11 protein-coding genes are annotated in these 13618 nt (G+C 64.6%); 5 read left to right on the plus strand and 6 right to left on the minus strand.

The features are described from left to right. The first annotated feature begins 72 nt into the window (after positions 1–72). From ACCO56_RS19935 to xylB, 4 genes are read left to right on the plus strand one after another with little or no spacing between them, the layout of a single operon-like run. Positions 73–906, plus strand: coding sequence for a carbohydrate ABC transporter permease (locus ACCO56_RS19935; RefSeq protein WP_433642589.1), 834 nt, complete (start codon positions 73–75; stop codon positions 904–906). Then, entirely contained in the window at positions 906–1760 is an 855-nt protein-coding gene (locus ACCO56_RS19940) for an HAD-IIB family hydrolase (protein WP_433642590.1), read from the plus strand. The genes ACCO56_RS19935 and ACCO56_RS19940 overlap by 1 nt, the downstream gene beginning before the upstream one ends. Continuing rightward, a complete protein-coding gene (locus tag ACCO56_RS19945) occupies positions 1757–2737 on the plus strand; it encodes a sugar-binding transcriptional regulator (protein ID WP_433642591.1) in 981 nt (326 codons plus the stop codon). Before ACCO56_RS19940 ends, ACCO56_RS19945 begins: the two co-directional genes overlap by 4 nt. An 8-nt stretch (positions 2738–2745) precedes the next feature. Next, positions 2746–4248, plus strand: coding sequence for a xylulokinase (xylB, locus tag ACCO56_RS19950; RefSeq protein WP_433642592.1), 1503 nt, complete (start codon positions 2746–2748; stop codon positions 4246–4248). Here xylB and ACCO56_RS19955 read toward each other — a convergent pair. The 5 genes from ACCO56_RS19955 to ACCO56_RS19975 all read right to left on the minus strand — a co-directional run bounded on the left by ACCO56_RS19955 (position 4233) and on the right by ACCO56_RS19975 (position 10583). Further along, positions 4233–5042, minus strand: coding sequence for an outer membrane protein (locus tag ACCO56_RS19955; RefSeq protein ID WP_433642593.1), 810 nt, complete (start codon positions 5040–5042; stop codon positions 4233–4235). The genes xylB and ACCO56_RS19955 overlap by 16 nt on opposite strands. 347 nt (positions 5043–5389) lie before the next feature. Continuing rightward, positions 5390–6169, minus strand: a complete 780-nt coding sequence (locus tag ACCO56_RS19960) for an outer membrane protein (RefSeq protein ID WP_433642594.1) — start codon at positions 6167–6169, stop codon at positions 5390–5392. A gap of 393 nt (positions 6170–6562) precedes the next feature. Beyond that, on the minus strand, positions 6563–7915 hold the full coding sequence (gene glmM / locus ACCO56_RS19965; protein WP_433642595.1) for a phosphoglucosamine mutase: 1353 nt from the start codon (positions 7913–7915) through the stop codon (positions 6563–6565). 170 nt (positions 7916–8085) lie between these two features. Beyond that, positions 8086–9117, minus strand: coding sequence for an SO2930 family diheme c-type cytochrome (locus ACCO56_RS19970; protein ID WP_433642596.1), 1032 nt, complete (start codon positions 9115–9117; stop codon positions 8086–8088). Positions 9118–9344: 227 nt separating this feature from the next. Next, complete coding sequence (locus tag ACCO56_RS19975) at positions 9345–10583, minus strand: parallel beta-helix domain-containing protein (RefSeq protein WP_433642597.1); 1239 nt, start codon at positions 10581–10583, stop codon at positions 9345–9347. Between the two features lie 91 nt (positions 10584–10674). Between ACCO56_RS19975 and ACCO56_RS19980 the strand changes: the two genes are divergently transcribed. Further along, positions 10675–11313, plus strand: coding sequence for a TetR/AcrR family transcriptional regulator (locus ACCO56_RS19980; RefSeq protein WP_433642598.1), 639 nt, complete (start codon positions 10675–10677; stop codon positions 11311–11313). A gap of 298 nt (positions 11314–11611) precedes the next feature. Here ACCO56_RS19980 and ftsH read toward each other — a convergent pair whose 3' ends face one another. Continuing rightward, a complete protein-coding gene (ftsH, locus tag ACCO56_RS19985; protein WP_433642599.1) occupies positions 11612–13549 on the minus strand; it encodes an ATP-dependent zinc metalloprotease FtsH in 1938 nt (645 codons plus the stop codon). Positions 13550–13618: the final 69 nt, after the last annotated feature.

Raw genomic sequence — 13618 nt, forward strand, 5'->3', positions numbered from 1 at the left:
AATCTCCCCCCTTGAGGGGGAGATGTCCGGCAGGACAGAGGGGGGTGCGACGGCACCCAGAAGGCCCACGCGATGACCCGCGGCGACACCACCTCCCCCGCCTCGCTCACCGCGCAGGTCGTCCTGCTCGCCCTCATCATCCTGTTCTGTCTTTTCCCTTTCTACTGGATGGTCTCGACCAGCCTGAAGGATCAGATCGTGGCGCTCCAGGCCCCGCCCGCCTGGACCTTCGACGTCACTTTCGCCAATTACTTTGACGTCCTGTTCAAGGACAAGGTGGGCACGAGCCTCGTCAACTCGCTGATCATCGCCATCTCCACCACGTTCATCGCTCTGGCGCTCGGCACGCCGGCCGCCTATGCGCTCGCCCGCTTCGAATTCCGGGGCAAGCGCGACCTCTGGTTCTGGTTCATCACCAACCGCATGGTGAGCCCGATCGTGCTGGCGCTGCCCTTCTTCCTGATCGTGCGCAATCTCGGGCTGCTCGACACCCATATCGCGCTGATCCTCATCTATCTCACCTTCAACCTGCCGATCGTCATCTGGATCTGCACCGACCAGTTCCGCTCGATCCCGCGCGAAATCGACGAGGCGGCCCTTCTCGAAGGCGCTTCGCACTGGCGCATCTTTCGCTCGATCTGCCTGCCGCTCGCCGCGCCGGGCATCGCGGTTTCGGCCATCTTCTCCTTCATCTTCTCCTGGAACGAGTTGATGTTCGCGCTGGTCCTCACCCGCAACAACGCCAAGACCGCGCCGGCCATCGCCGTCTCCTTCATGGAGGGCTACAACCTTCCCTACGGCAAGATCATGGCGACCTCGACGCTGATCGTCGTTCCGGTCATCGTCTTCGCTCTCATCGCCTCGAAGCAACTCGTGCGCGGCCTCACCATGGGGGCGGTCAAGTAATGCACCCGCTCCGCGCCTTCCCGGCCGAGGAGCGTTCCGCCGTCACCTGCGTGCTGACCGACATCGACGACACGCTCACGACGGAAGGTCTGCTTCCGAGCACCAGCCTCGCCGCGATGGAGGAACTCGTCATGGCCGGCCTCCACGTCGTGCCGGTGACCGGTCGCCCGGCCGGCTGGTGCGATCACATCGCCCGCATGTGGCCGGTCGACGCCGTGATCGGCGAGAACGGCGCCTTCTGGTTCTCTTACGACCGCGAGGCACGCCGCATGAGAAGCGGGTTCGCCAAGCCTGCCCCTGAGAGGCGCGCAGACAGGGCTCGACTTAACCGTCTGCGGGAGACAATCCTGGCCGAGGTTCCGGGCGCGGGTGTCGCTTCCGACCAGGATTACCGCGTCGCCGACCTCGCCATCGATTTCCGCGAGGACGTCGAGCCTCTCGGGAAAGAGGCCGTCGGCCGTATTGTGAGCCTGTTCGAAGAAGCTGGCGCCACCGCCAAGGTCTCCTCCATCCATGTCAATGGCTGGTTCGGGCATTACGACAAACTCTCCATGACCAGGCAGTGCCTCGCCACGGTCTTCGGCTTCGACATCGACGATCCCTCGACCGCCGACCGGATCGTCTTCGTCGGCGACAGCCCCAACGACCAGCCCATGTTCGCCTTCTTCCGCAATGCCGTCGGCGTCGCCAATGTCGCTGAATTCGCTTTGGAAACGCCGCCGCGTTGGGTTACCAGACGCAAAGGGGCGGCGGGGTTCAGGGAGCTCGCCGACAGTCTTCTGGAGCATCGCGCCGAAAGGCAAACGCCGGCTTTCGGCAAGAGCGATGCGAGAACTGACGAGGCACGCAGGTGAGCGAATTGGCGGCATCGGATCTGTTGGCTCTGGACGACGAGGCGCATTTCGTCGCGCGCGTCGCCTGGCACTATTACGTCGAGGGCATCAACCAGCAGGCCATAGCCGACCGGCTCGCCACCAATCGGTTGCGTATCAACCAGGCCCTGCGCGACGCGAGACGTGACGGCGTGGTACGCATCAACATCGAATCGCCATTCGTGCACGCCGTCGAGTTGGAAAACGCTGTACGCGAAAGATACGGGTTGAAGCGCGCCCGCGTCGTGCCGAGCCCGCGGGACCCGACCAAGGTCCAGACCACGGTGGGCGCCGCGCTCGCCATGGAGCTTGCGTCCATCCTCGCCGACGGTCGCATCAAGCGCTTCGGCCTCACTTGGGGCAACACCATCTACAATGCCTCGCGCTACCTGAAGCCGGTCTCCCGCGCCGACCTCGAATTCGTCTCGATGCTGGGCGGCATCTCGCAGGGTTCGGATGTCAACTCCTTCGACATCGTCAAGGCCTTCGCCTCGCAATACGATGCCAAGCGCACCTATTTCACCGCGCCGATCTATGCGCCTTCCAAGTCGGCGCGCGACGCCATCGTCGAGACCGAATTCTTCGACGATCTCCTGCGCAAGATCCGCACCGTCGACGGCTGCGTGCTCGGGGCCGGCGACATGTCCAAGAATTCGTTGCTGATCCGCTACGCAGTGCCGTCGGATATCGACATCGCGGAACTTGTCGAGGCCGGCGCGGTGGGCGACATCCAGGGCCAGTTCCTCGACGCGCGTGGCGAAATCATCGACCACCCCCTCAACGAGCGGGTCATCGGCATCGGGCTTGCCGACGTACGTGCACTGTCCGGGGCGATCCTTGCCGCAGGCGGTCCGGGCAAACGGCCGATCGTGCGCGCCGCACTGCTCACCGGCGCCTTCGAGTGCCTCGTCACCGACGAGGACACTGCCCAGGCCCTGCTCGCCGACCTCGCCATCTGAGGGGAAGTATGTACGCCGGGATCGATATCGGAACTTCCGGCGTCAAAACGGTCCTCGTCGACGAAGACGGGCATCTCGTCGCTTGCGCAACGGCGCGGCTGACAGTCAGCCGGCTGCATGACGGCTGGTCCGAACAGCATCCGGAAGAGTGGTGGCAGGCGGTCTCGGCCACGCTCGACGAGCTTGCCGCGCATCATGGCGGAGCGATGTCGGCTCTTCGGGGCATCGGGCTTTCCGGCCAGATGCTCGGCGTCGTTCTGGTCGACCGCTCGGACAAGCCGCTCAGGCCGGCGATCCTCTGGAACGATGGCCGCGCCGTCGAGGAATGTGCGCTTCTCAAGACCCGCCTTCCCGACATCGGGAGGCGTGGCTGCGCCGATCCCGATCCCGGCTTCGGCGCGCCGAAACTTCTTTGGCTCGCCCGGCATGAGCCGGAGGTGATCGAGCGTACCGACTGCCTGCTGCTTCCCAAGGATTATGTGCGGCTCAAGTTCACCGGCGAGCGCGGCACCGAGCCGAGCGACGCCAGCGGCACGTTGCTCTTCGACAATGGCCGACTCGACTTCGCGCGCGACATGGCCGATGCGGCGGGCTTCCCCATGGCCAAGTTGCCGCCGCTCGGCCGCGCCTGGCAGTCGATGGGCATGCTGCGCCCGCAACTCGCAAGGCGCTGGGGCATCGCAAGTCCGGTCGTCGTGGCCGGGGGTGCCGGCGACAATCTCGCCTGCATGCTCGGTATCGGAGCCGCCCGGCCGGGACGTGGCGTGCTCACTCTCGGCACATCGGGTGTGCTCTGCGTGGCGACGAGCGACTTTCGGCCCATCCCCGGGCGCGGCGTGCAGACCCCGCCTCATGCCGCGCCCGGCCAATATTCCTCGCAAGGCGTGGTGATGAGCGCAACCAGTGCACTGGAATGGCTGGCCGCGCTGACGGGGGCGGGTGCCGGGCAGCTCGACGCCGAGGCGGCGGCCCTCTGGGACGATCCGGCCGGGCAGGAGAGCGCGGCGGCCGCGCCGGCTTTCCTTGCCTATCTCGATGGGGTTCGCACGCCGCACGCCGATACCGGCCTGCGCGCCGTCGCCGATGGCCTGTCGCTATCGACCACGCGGGCCATGCTCGCCTGGTCTGTATTCGAAGGCGTCGCGCTCCATCTGGCCGAAGTGGCCGAGACTCAGCGCGCCCACGGTATCACGCCGAGCAGCCTCCAGCTCGTCGGCGGCGGCGCACGATCTGCGATCTGGCCGCGCATGATTGCCTCTCTGCTGGGCGTCCCGCTCACACTCTCCAAGGGCCGCGACAACGCCGCGGCGACGGGAGCCGCGCGCCTCGCCATGACCTCCGTCCAGGGCGGTGATCCGCTGCCGGTCCTGGAAGCAGAGCCGGAGAGGGAGAGAGTCGTCGAACCCGACGATGCGCTGGCCGCATTTCTCCATGAACGCATGGCGCGCCAGGCGGCGCTACGGGTGCATGCCATGAAGGCCAACGACTCCTCACGCTACCACAGCGCGTAGCGCAGGCCGATGCGGACCTCGTGGGTGCGGAACCCCGGATCGTTGCCCTGGATGCCCGTCGCGCCTGCAAGCTGCGAGGCGCGGTCGAACTCGAACATCTCGCCGCCTTCGATGTCGCGGAAGCGATAGCCCAGATCGACCTTCAAATTGTTGGAGATGTCGTAGGCAAGGCCCGCCATCAGCGCCCAGGTGAAGCGCCAGCTCTTGCCGCCGTCATATTGCGTGCCCGCCTGGAAAGCTCCGGGCGGCGGGCAGGTCGCGCCGACGCAATAGGCGTTGCTGCCGAGCGTGTCCCAGTTGACATAGGTGGCGCCGAGGCCGGCGCCGATATAGGGCGTGAAGCCCACATAGGTGCCGAGATCGACATAGGCATTGGCCATGACGCTGTAGGCCGTTGCATCCGCGGAATCCTCGCTGCGGCATCCAGTTCCCGCGAAATCCGGACCGGGAGCGCAAGCCAGCGGCGACGAGGTCGTCCCGTCGAAGGAGGTGCGGAAAACGTCGAAGGTCGCGTCGGCGCGGAAGTAGTCGGTGAAGTTGTAGCCGAATCCGAGACCGCCGGAGATGCCCGAGCCCAGGGAGCCGGTGTCGAACCTTTCCGCGTTGTAGGTGGCCGTCAGCGGATCGAAACTGCGATAGGTGAAGTCGCCCTTCGACTTGACCGAGAAATTGTAGCCGATATCGCCGCGCAGGTACCAGCCGGAGCCGACCTCCACCGGCACATATTCCTCGATCGGCTGGTCGGCATAGATCGGCGGCTCGTAATCCGCCGCGAGCGCCGAGGCCGAGGCCATCGTTGTGATGCCTGCGATTGAGAGAAAACGTAGGAAAGACATGCCCGGATAACCCCCAACGGTTGATCGGCGAACCGCCCGCCTTGCAAGCAAGAGTTAACCATGTTGGTTAACCCGCGGTTAATCATGACGGTGGCGGCAGCACCCCCCTCTGTCCTGCCGGACATCTCCCCTTCAAGGGGGGAGATTGGCTGCGGCTGGGCATGGCGCTTGTTCTGCGACGTTCCCGATTGGCGAAAATCAAGCGGTCGGCCAATCTCCCCCCTTGAGGGGGAGATGTCCGGCAGGACAGAGGGGGGTCCGAAAGTCCAACCGCCCTTTACCCCTGCGCGCTTCGCCTGGCCCCCCTAGTAGAACGAATACCGCACGCCGACTTTCAAATCGTGCGATGTAAGATCGTTGAACCGGAAGCCGTCATTGGGCAGCGTCCAGGCCGGATCGTCATTGGTGAGCGGTCCTGTCCTGGCGTCGCCCAGCGAGACGAAGCTGTAGCCGAGATCGATCGTGGTGCGATCCGTCACAGCGATGCCGAGGCCGGCATGCAGCGCCCAGGCGAGGTTCCACTGCGAGGCCTCCGGCGCCCAGGCCGCGCCGTTCCTCAGCTCGTTGACGTCCCGGAAACCGGAGATCGTATTACGCGATGCGCCGATGCCTGCGCCGATATAGGGCGTGATGCCATTGAAATTGCCGAGATCGGCATAGGCATTGGCCATGATCAGCCATTCCGACTTCTGCGCCCCGTATTCATTGGTCTGGAAGCTGCCATCGGTGAAGTTGATCCAGTCGAGCGCACGGAAGTCCGACTTGCCGCGATATTCGGCCGTCACGTCGGCGCGGAACCACTCGTTGAACTGGTAACCGATACCGCCACCGAAAAGCGGCGAGGAATCGAAATTGCCGGCATCGTGCCAGCCATGCGACGCGATACTCGGATCCCGGTAAAGATCGATATCGAGATTGTCGAGTGCCTGGTTGGTCATGCCGATATGACCACGCAGATACCAGCCGCCGAAGACCGGCGCGGGCTGCACCGGGATCGGATCAGGAAGGATGTCGGCGGCAAATGCCGGCATCGCGGAAAAAATCATCATGGCGCCGACGAGCGTCGGCTTCGTAACCCCAAACATGCCCCTTGCTCCGTATGACCTGCCAAGTAAGCCGGAGGATGCACGGGAATGGTTAAAAGCAACTTAACCGTGTTTCTTAACCACGTTTTCGCGTCGACACGCATCGGGCAGCGCTATTACCCCCTCTGTCCTGCCGGACATCTCCCCCACAAGGCTACGACATTCACACATCTCACGGATCGTCGGCGGTCTCTGGAACACCCCTTGTATGAGGCGATTGTGCTAGGTTGAGGTTGTTGGCCGACCAGGGGTGGCCACCCCTGGTCGGCCAACAACCTCAACCTAGCACAATCGCCTCATACAAGGGGTGCTCCAGAAAGCTCCGCCGGATGTGTGAATCTCGTAGCCTCGTGGGGAAGATGTCCGGCAGGACAGAGAGGAGTGCGGCGCGCCTCACGCCGCCGTCTTGGCTTCCCCGATAACGCCGATGATCTCGTTCACCACGGCCTCAACGAGCGCCGGATCGTCGGCCTCGGCCATGACGCGAATGAGCGGCTCGGTGCCGGAGGGACGGATCACCAGTCGTCCCTTGTCGCCCAGCCGGCTGCGTGCGTCCTCGATCGCGGCCTTGACCGGCGCGCTCTCCAGCGGCTTGCCGCCGGCGAAGCGCACATTCTTCAGAAGCTGCGGCACCGGCTCGAACTTCTTGGCCACTTCGGAGACCGGCTTGCCCGCGCGCTTGACGCAGGCCAGCACCTGCAAGGCGGAGACCAGCCCGTCGCCAGTGGTCGAGAAATCCGAAAGTACGATATGGCCGGATTGTTCCCCACCGACATTCAGGCCATGGGCGCGCATATGTTCGACTACGTAGCGGTCGCCCACCTGGGTGCGGTGGAGCTGCAGGCCGATACTGGTCAGGAAGCGTTCCAGCCCGAGATTGGACATCACCGTCGCCACGACGCCCCCACCGGCCAGGCGCCCGTTCTGCAGCCAGGCCTCGGCGATCATCGCCATGATCTGGTCGCCATCGACGATCTCGCCATGCTCGTCGACGATCACCATGCGATCGGCGTCGCCGTCCAGCGCGATGCCGACATCGGCGCGCACCTCGTGCACCTTCTTCTGCAACGCTTCCGGATGGGTGGAGCCGCATTCGCGGTTGATGTTGAAGCCGTCCGGCTCGTTGTTGATGGTGATGACTTCGGCGCCGAGTTCCCACAGGGCGAGCGGCGCCACCTTGTAGCCGGCGCCGTTGGCGCAGTCGACGACGATGCGAAGGCCCGCCAACGACATCGAGCGCGGCAGCGTGCGCTTGGCGAATTCGATGTAGCGGTCATGCACGCCGTCGATGCGCTTCGCCCGGCCGAGCCCCTCGGCATCGGCCAGCTTGATGTCGATCTCGCCGTCGATCAGGGCCTCGATGCGGGTTTCGATCTCGTCGGACAGCTTGTAGCCGTCCGGGCCGAACAGCTTGATGCCGTTGTCGTGATAGGGGTTGTGCGAGGCCGAGATCATCACGCCGATATCGGCGCGCAGCGAGCGTGCGAGCATGGCGACCGCGGGCGTCGGGATCGGGCCGAGCAGGAAGACGTCCATGCCGGCCGCGCAGAAGCCCGAAACCATGGCGTTCTCGATCATGTAGCCGGAGAGCCGCGTGTCCTTGCCGAGAACGACGCGATGGCGGTGGCTGCCGCGCTGGAAGGACATGCCGGCGGCCATGCCGACCTTCATGGCGACTTCGCCGGTCATCGGAAATTTGTTGGCGCGCCCGCGGATCCCGTCCGTTCCGAAATAACGTCTCGACATGCTGTTCAGGTCCCCGAAAGACTCCAGGCTTCTCTCTCCCCGCTTCTGGTTTGCCATATCAGCGAGGAAGAGCGCATCACTTTCTGCAAGTATTTATTACGAATTCTTAGGAATCCGTTCAATTCCGCCATTTTGGGATCTGGCAGGGTGCGGCTGCGTTGGCAAGCCGGCTATCGCATAGCGGCGATCCATTCCCGAAGCAAGGCCACCGCGTCGGGATCGCCGATATGCCGCCCGAGTTCGGGCATCATCACGCCAGGTTCGGTACTTTCGACTCGGTAGGGCAGGATCGAGCCGTCGGGATCGCCGGGCAGGATGTCGAACTGCCGGCCGCCCGAACCTTTGCCGGCGGCGACCGGACGTTTCCTTACCCCGATCTTGACCGGGTCCTTCTCTCCATAGGTGAGCCAGAGGCCCGAATTGCTGGCCGGCCCCTCCTTGCGGTGGCAATGCGCGCAATTGACGTCGAGCCATGTGCGCGCCCGAGCGTCCAGCGACGCTCCGGCGTCGCGCCAGTCCGGCACGGTCGGGGCGGCTTCGGGCGCCGGCGCGCCCGACAACATCCCAGCCGCCGCCCAATGCGCGATCTGATTTTCGTTTCCGCCATCGTAGGGGAAATTATGATTGAGATTGCGAGCCTTGGGGCCGAGCGGCACGATCTCATCGTTGAAGGCGTGGCAGGCCTTGCACTGGTTCTTGTTCGGCACGGCATAGGTGAAGGCGAGCGGCTCTCCGTCCGCGGCGATCGTGGCGATGTTCACCTTGGCGCCGGCGATCTTCAGCACGGCGTCGGTCTGCTCCTCGTTCCAGAGATAGGCCCAGGCCTGCCAGCCATCCGCTTGGCGCAGCAGCACGCGCGTTTCGATCAGGCGGATAGCCTTGTCGGGCGCGCGCTGGTCGGCGGCAAAGGCGAAGGTCTTGATGAGCGCGGTGCCTTCCGGGAAATCGAAAGCCTCGCTCTCGTGAAAGGCGGCGGACTTGCCCTTCGGCACGTGGACGAAACGATATTTCAATGCCCCGTCGGAAAAGAGCGGCGTGGAGAGGTCGAAGGGGATGACGCCCTCGGCCGGCTTCTGCGCGCGTGCGTCCTCGAAGAAGCCGAATTCGGAAAGCAGCTTCGGTGGGGATTTGGCGAGGATCGCTTCGTTGGAGACGGCGTGGGCGGGGCGGACGACGCAGAAGAGGAGGACGGCGAAGAGCATGAAAAAATGAAGGGCCGCGCTCCACGGCGCCCCCCTCTGTCCTGCCGGACATCTCCCCCACAAGGGGGGAGATTGGCAGCTTCGCTGTGATCGCCTTTCCTGCAACATTGCTGATTGGCGAAAGCCTTGGAGACAGCCAATCTCCCCCCTTGTGGGGGAGATGTCCGGCAGGACAGAGGGGGGCAACATAGGGCTCCGTCCCATACCATTAGCCGCCATCACAACCCCTACGCCCCGCTCTCCTGCGGCAACCTCACCGGCTCGGGCTCGGGCAAACTGCCCTTGTAGGCGGAGATGTCCATATCCGGCCACCATCCCCAGGGCAGGAGCAGCTGCGAGATCATCTTGAGGTTGACGAAACTCGTGCCTTCGGCCTCGTCGATGTAGACGCGGTTTTCGGCCGCGGTCCAGGAGAGGTATTCGGGGATCGTCGTCACGCCGTCCCAGACGATATCGGGCACCGGCGTTCCCGAAACATCGGAGATCGTCTTGCCCACTTCGCCGTCCGGCGCGTCGCCGCCTTCGCCATAGGTGTTTCCATGCACGAACACACCGCGCGGCACGAACATGTACTTGTCGTCCTCGTAGTCGTTCGGATAGGCGGCGATCAGCACATGCGTCGTGCCGTTGCCGTCCAGCTTGTTGTTGAAGACATGGACGTTGCGGTTGGCCATGACCATGATACCCATGCCCTTCGGCACGATCGCCACAATGTTGCCTTTCGGCGCGAAATTGGGCGTGTCGTTGTTCACCACCTCGTTGTCGAACACCCTGATGTCGTGGCCGCCCTGCACGGGCAGGTTGGGCAGGTCGAAGACCAGGATGCCGCCGGTGTTGCGGGTGGCGACATTGTTGTAGACGTCGGCCTTCATCGAATTCTCGATCTCGATGCCCGCGACGTTGAACTCGGCGCGCGAGTTGCGCACCACGATGTTCTCGCTCTGGCCGACATAGATGCCGGCATCGGCCGCGCCCTTCACCGTCACGCCGTCGATGAGCACGTTCTTCGAGGACACGGGATAAACGCCATACGCGCCGTTCTTGGCGTCAGGCCCGTTGGTCCACTCGACGCGGAGCTTGCGGAAAGTGATCTGGTCGGAACCCTTCGACTTCACGCCGTCGCCCTTGGTGTCCTCGACGGCGAAGTCTTCCAGCACCACGCGGTCGGAAGTAACCAGCAGTCCCTCGCCCGACCCGGTCTGGCCCTTGAACGAGAGCACCGTCCGGTCCATGCCGGCGCCCTTCACCACCACGTCGTCGACATCGAGCGACAAGCCCTCCGTGAGTTCGAAGCGGCCTGCCCCGATCCGCACCGTGTCACCGGGCTCGGCCATGATGAGCGCCTCGGTCAGGCGCTCGGCCGCGCCCTCTCCGGCTTCCACGGCGACCTCCGCGGCCAAAGCCGGCCCGATCGCCGACACACCGAACAGAGCGGCCCACAATATCGGTGAAGCTATGCTGCGCATGCGACGTCTCTCCTCCCGTCGGTGCTTCCACAACCAGACGATGCGCCTGCGCTCTGGCCCTGTCAACAAAAATGAAATAGTTTCACTTTCTATGGATGACACTTCTCCAGACATAGGCTCCGGCAAGATCCTGCCGATCCAGGACCGCGCCTTCCGGACCCGCACCGCCCTTCTTGCCGCCGCCGAGGATCTTGTCGCTCGCCAAGGCATAGAGGCAGTCACCACGACGAGCGTTGCGGTGGCGGCGGGATGCTCCGTGGGAACGCTCTACCGCTACTTCGCCGACCGAGAGGCGCTACTGCTTGCCGCCTACGACGCGACGGTCCAGCGTATCGTCGCGCGCTGCGCTGCCGAACTCGCCGCGCTGCCCGCCGACACGTCCGCGCCGCAAGCCGCGCGTTTTCTGCTGGGCGTCTATCTGGAAGCGGCCGAGGCAATCCCCGCTCATTCGGGCCTGCTCAAGGCGATGCGCTCGATCAGGCCGATCGAGGCCGAGGAGGGCGGCGACCGCAATCATATCGTCCACGACATCGTGGCGCCCTTCCTTGCCCGCTTCGCGCGCAATCGCCCCGCCGACCCGCTGCGGCTCCATCTGCTCAACGTGCTGCTGGGCACGCTGGTCGACCTCTATCTCGTGACATCAGACCCGGCTGCCCGCGCACGCCTGAAGCAAGACGTCGAGGCGCATATGCTGCTCGCGCTGGAGAGGGCGCTGCAATCGGAATCGTAGGCACTCGGCCGAGGCGTAACGGAATGGATCCTCGGGTCATCCTCGCCCTTCGGGCTCAGGCCCGAGGATGACGAAGCTGCTATGGCGATGTCAATCGCCAACGATGGCGATTGGGGTGGGCCCTCAACGCAATCGTCATCCACGGACCCGCAGGCGAGCGAAGCGATGCCGAAGGTGATCCGTGGATCCATTCCGTAACCTCTCGGCCGGCTGCCCAACGGTGCAAGATGTTCCCTAGCCGCATACCAAAAAGCCGCGGCGTTTCCGCCGCGGCTTTCATGTTTCGGACCTAATCCGCTCAGCCCTGGGGCTGGGGCTCCATGCCGCCTTCCGGCTCGGGGCCCTTGCGCTTGCGGCCGCTGGCGCCGCCGGCCTTGGGCACGGCCGAGCCGCGCGAGGTCGGCGTGTCGTCGCCCAGGTCGCGCGATGGCTTGGAGCCGGCGAGCAACTGCCTGATCTCGTCGCCCGACAGCGTCTCGTATTCGAGCAGGCCCTCGGCGAGCGCGATCCAGTCCTTTTTCTTCTTGGTCAGGATCTGCCGCGCGGTCGTGTAGGCGTCGTCGATCAGACGACGCACTTCCGCGTCGATGAGTTGCGCCGTCTCTTCCGAGACATTTTGCTGGCGCGCCACCGAATGGCCGAGGAAGACCTCTTCCTGGTTCTCGCCATAGGCGACCTGGCCGAGCTTGTCGGAGAAGCCCCAGCGCGTGACCATGGCGCGCGCCAGCTTGGTGGCCTGCTCGATGTCGGAGGCGGCACCCGAGGTGATGTTCTCCTTGCCGAACTTCATCTCCTCGGCGACGCGGCCGCCCATCATGATGGCCAGGCGCGAGATCATGTATTTGTAGCTCATCGAGTAGCGGTCGCCCTCGGGGAGCTGCATGACCATGCCGAGCGCGCGGCCGCGCGGAATGATGGTCGCCTTGTGGAGCGGATCGGCCGACGGCACGTTGAGCGCCAGGATAGCATGGCCGGCCTCGTGGAAGGCGGTGAGTTCCTTCTCGGCCTGGGTCATGGCGGTGGAGCGGCGCTCCGCGCCCATCATCACCTTGTCCTTGGCGTCCTCGAACTCCTGCATGGTGACGAGCCGCTTGTTGCGCCGCGCCGCCATGAGGGCCGCCTCGTTGACGAGGTTCATGAGGTCCGCGCCGGAAAAGCCGGGCGTGCCGCGCGCCACCACCTTGAGGTCGACATTCGGCGCCAGCGGCACGTTGCGCACATGCACCTTGAGGATCTTCTCGCGGCCGTTGATATCCGGGTTCGGCACCACGACCTGCCGGTCGAAACGGCCGGGACGCAGGAGCGCTGGGTCGAGCACGTCTGGCCGGTTGGTCGCGGCGATGAGGATGATCCCCTCATTGGCCTCGAAGCCGTCCATCTCGACGAGAAGCTGGTTCAGCGTCTGCTCGCGCTCGTCATTGCCGCCGCCCAGGCCCGCGCCGCGATGGCGGCCGACCGCGTCGATCTCGTCGATGAAGATGATGCAGGGCGCGTTCTTCTTGGCCTGGTCGAACATGTCGCGGACGCGGGAGGCGCCGACACCGACGAACATCTCGACGAAGTCCGAGCCGGAGATGGTGAAGAAGGGCACATTGGCCTCGCCCGCGATGGCGCGCGCCAGAAGCGTCTTACCGGTTCCGGGAGGGCCGACGAGCAGCACGCCGCGCGGGATCTTGCCGCCCAGCCGCTGGAACTTCTGGGGGTCGCGCAGGAATTCGACGATCTCCTCGAGATCCTCCTTGGCCTCGTCGACGCCCGCCACGTCCTGGAAAGTCACGCGGCCATGCGCCTCGGTGAGCAGCTTGGCCTTGGACTTGCCGAAGCCCATGGCGCGCCCGGAGCCCGACTGCATCTGGCGCATGAAGAATATCCAGACGCCAAGGATGAGGATCATAGGCAGCCACGATATCAGATAGCCGAAAATCGAGTTCGATCCGTCGGTTTCGGGACGTGCATTGATGATGACGCCCTTGTCCTCCAGGCGGCTCACCAGGGTCGGGTCGCCCGGCGAATAGGTCTGGAAGCCGGAGCTGTTGTCGACAAAAGTGCCGCTGATGCGGTCGCCGGCGATCGTCACCGACTTCACGCGGCCGTTCGACACGTCCTGCAGGAATTCGGAATAGGCGACCTCACGCGAAGCACCGCGCTGCTGCGGCGTCTGGAAGAGATTGAAGAGCGCGATCAGGAGAACGGCGATGATCGCCCAGAGCGCGAGGTTACGATAGTTCGGATTCATCGAGAGTCCTGTTGGTGTCCGTGGCTGGACACGAAGTCCGCAGGGATTATCACGGCTAACATAGGGAGC

Origin of the sequence: Mesorhizobium sp. 1B3 (assembly GCF_050958605.1) — a bacterium.
Classification (GTDB): Bacteria; Pseudomonadota; Alphaproteobacteria; order Rhizobiales; family Rhizobiaceae.

What these genes read in the sequence shown, in the direction of transcription:
- ACCO56_RS19935 (WP_433642589.1), top strand. Translation starts at nt 73, where the DNA reads ATGACCCGCGGCGACACCACCTCCCCCGCCTCGCTCACCGCGCAGGTC.
- ACCO56_RS19940 (WP_433642590.1), top strand. Translation starts at nt 906, where the DNA reads ATGCACCCGCTCCGCGCCTTCCCGGCCGAGGAGCGTTCCGCCGTCACC.
- xylB (WP_433642592.1), top strand. Translation starts at nt 2,746, where the DNA reads ATGTACGCCGGGATCGATATCGGAACTTCCGGCGTCAAAACGGTCCTC.
- ACCO56_RS19955 (WP_433642593.1), bottom strand. Translation starts at nt 5,042, where the DNA reads ATGGCCTCGGCCTCGGCGCTCGCGGCGGATTACGAGCCGCCGATCTAT.
- ACCO56_RS19960 (WP_433642594.1), bottom strand. Translation starts at nt 6,169, where the DNA reads ATGTTTGGGGTTACGAAGCCGACGCTCGTCGGCGCCATGATGATTTTT.
- glmM (WP_433642595.1), bottom strand. Translation starts at nt 7,915, where the DNA reads ATGTCGAGACGTTATTTCGGAACGGACGGGATCCGCGGGCGCGCCAAC.
- ACCO56_RS19970 (WP_433642596.1), bottom strand. Translation starts at nt 9,117, where the DNA reads ATGCTCTTCGCCGTCCTCCTCTTCTGCGTCGTCCGCCCCGCCCACGCC.
- ACCO56_RS19975 (WP_433642597.1), bottom strand. Translation starts at nt 10,583, where the DNA reads ATGCGCAGCATAGCTTCACCGATATTGTGGGCCGCTCTGTTCGGTGTG.
- ACCO56_RS19980 (WP_433642598.1), top strand. Translation starts at nt 10,675, where the DNA reads ATGGATGACACTTCTCCAGACATAGGCTCCGGCAAGATCCTGCCGATC.
- ftsH (WP_433642599.1), bottom strand. Translation starts at nt 13,549, where the DNA reads ATGAATCCGAACTATCGTAACCTCGCGCTCTGGGCGATCATCGCCGTT.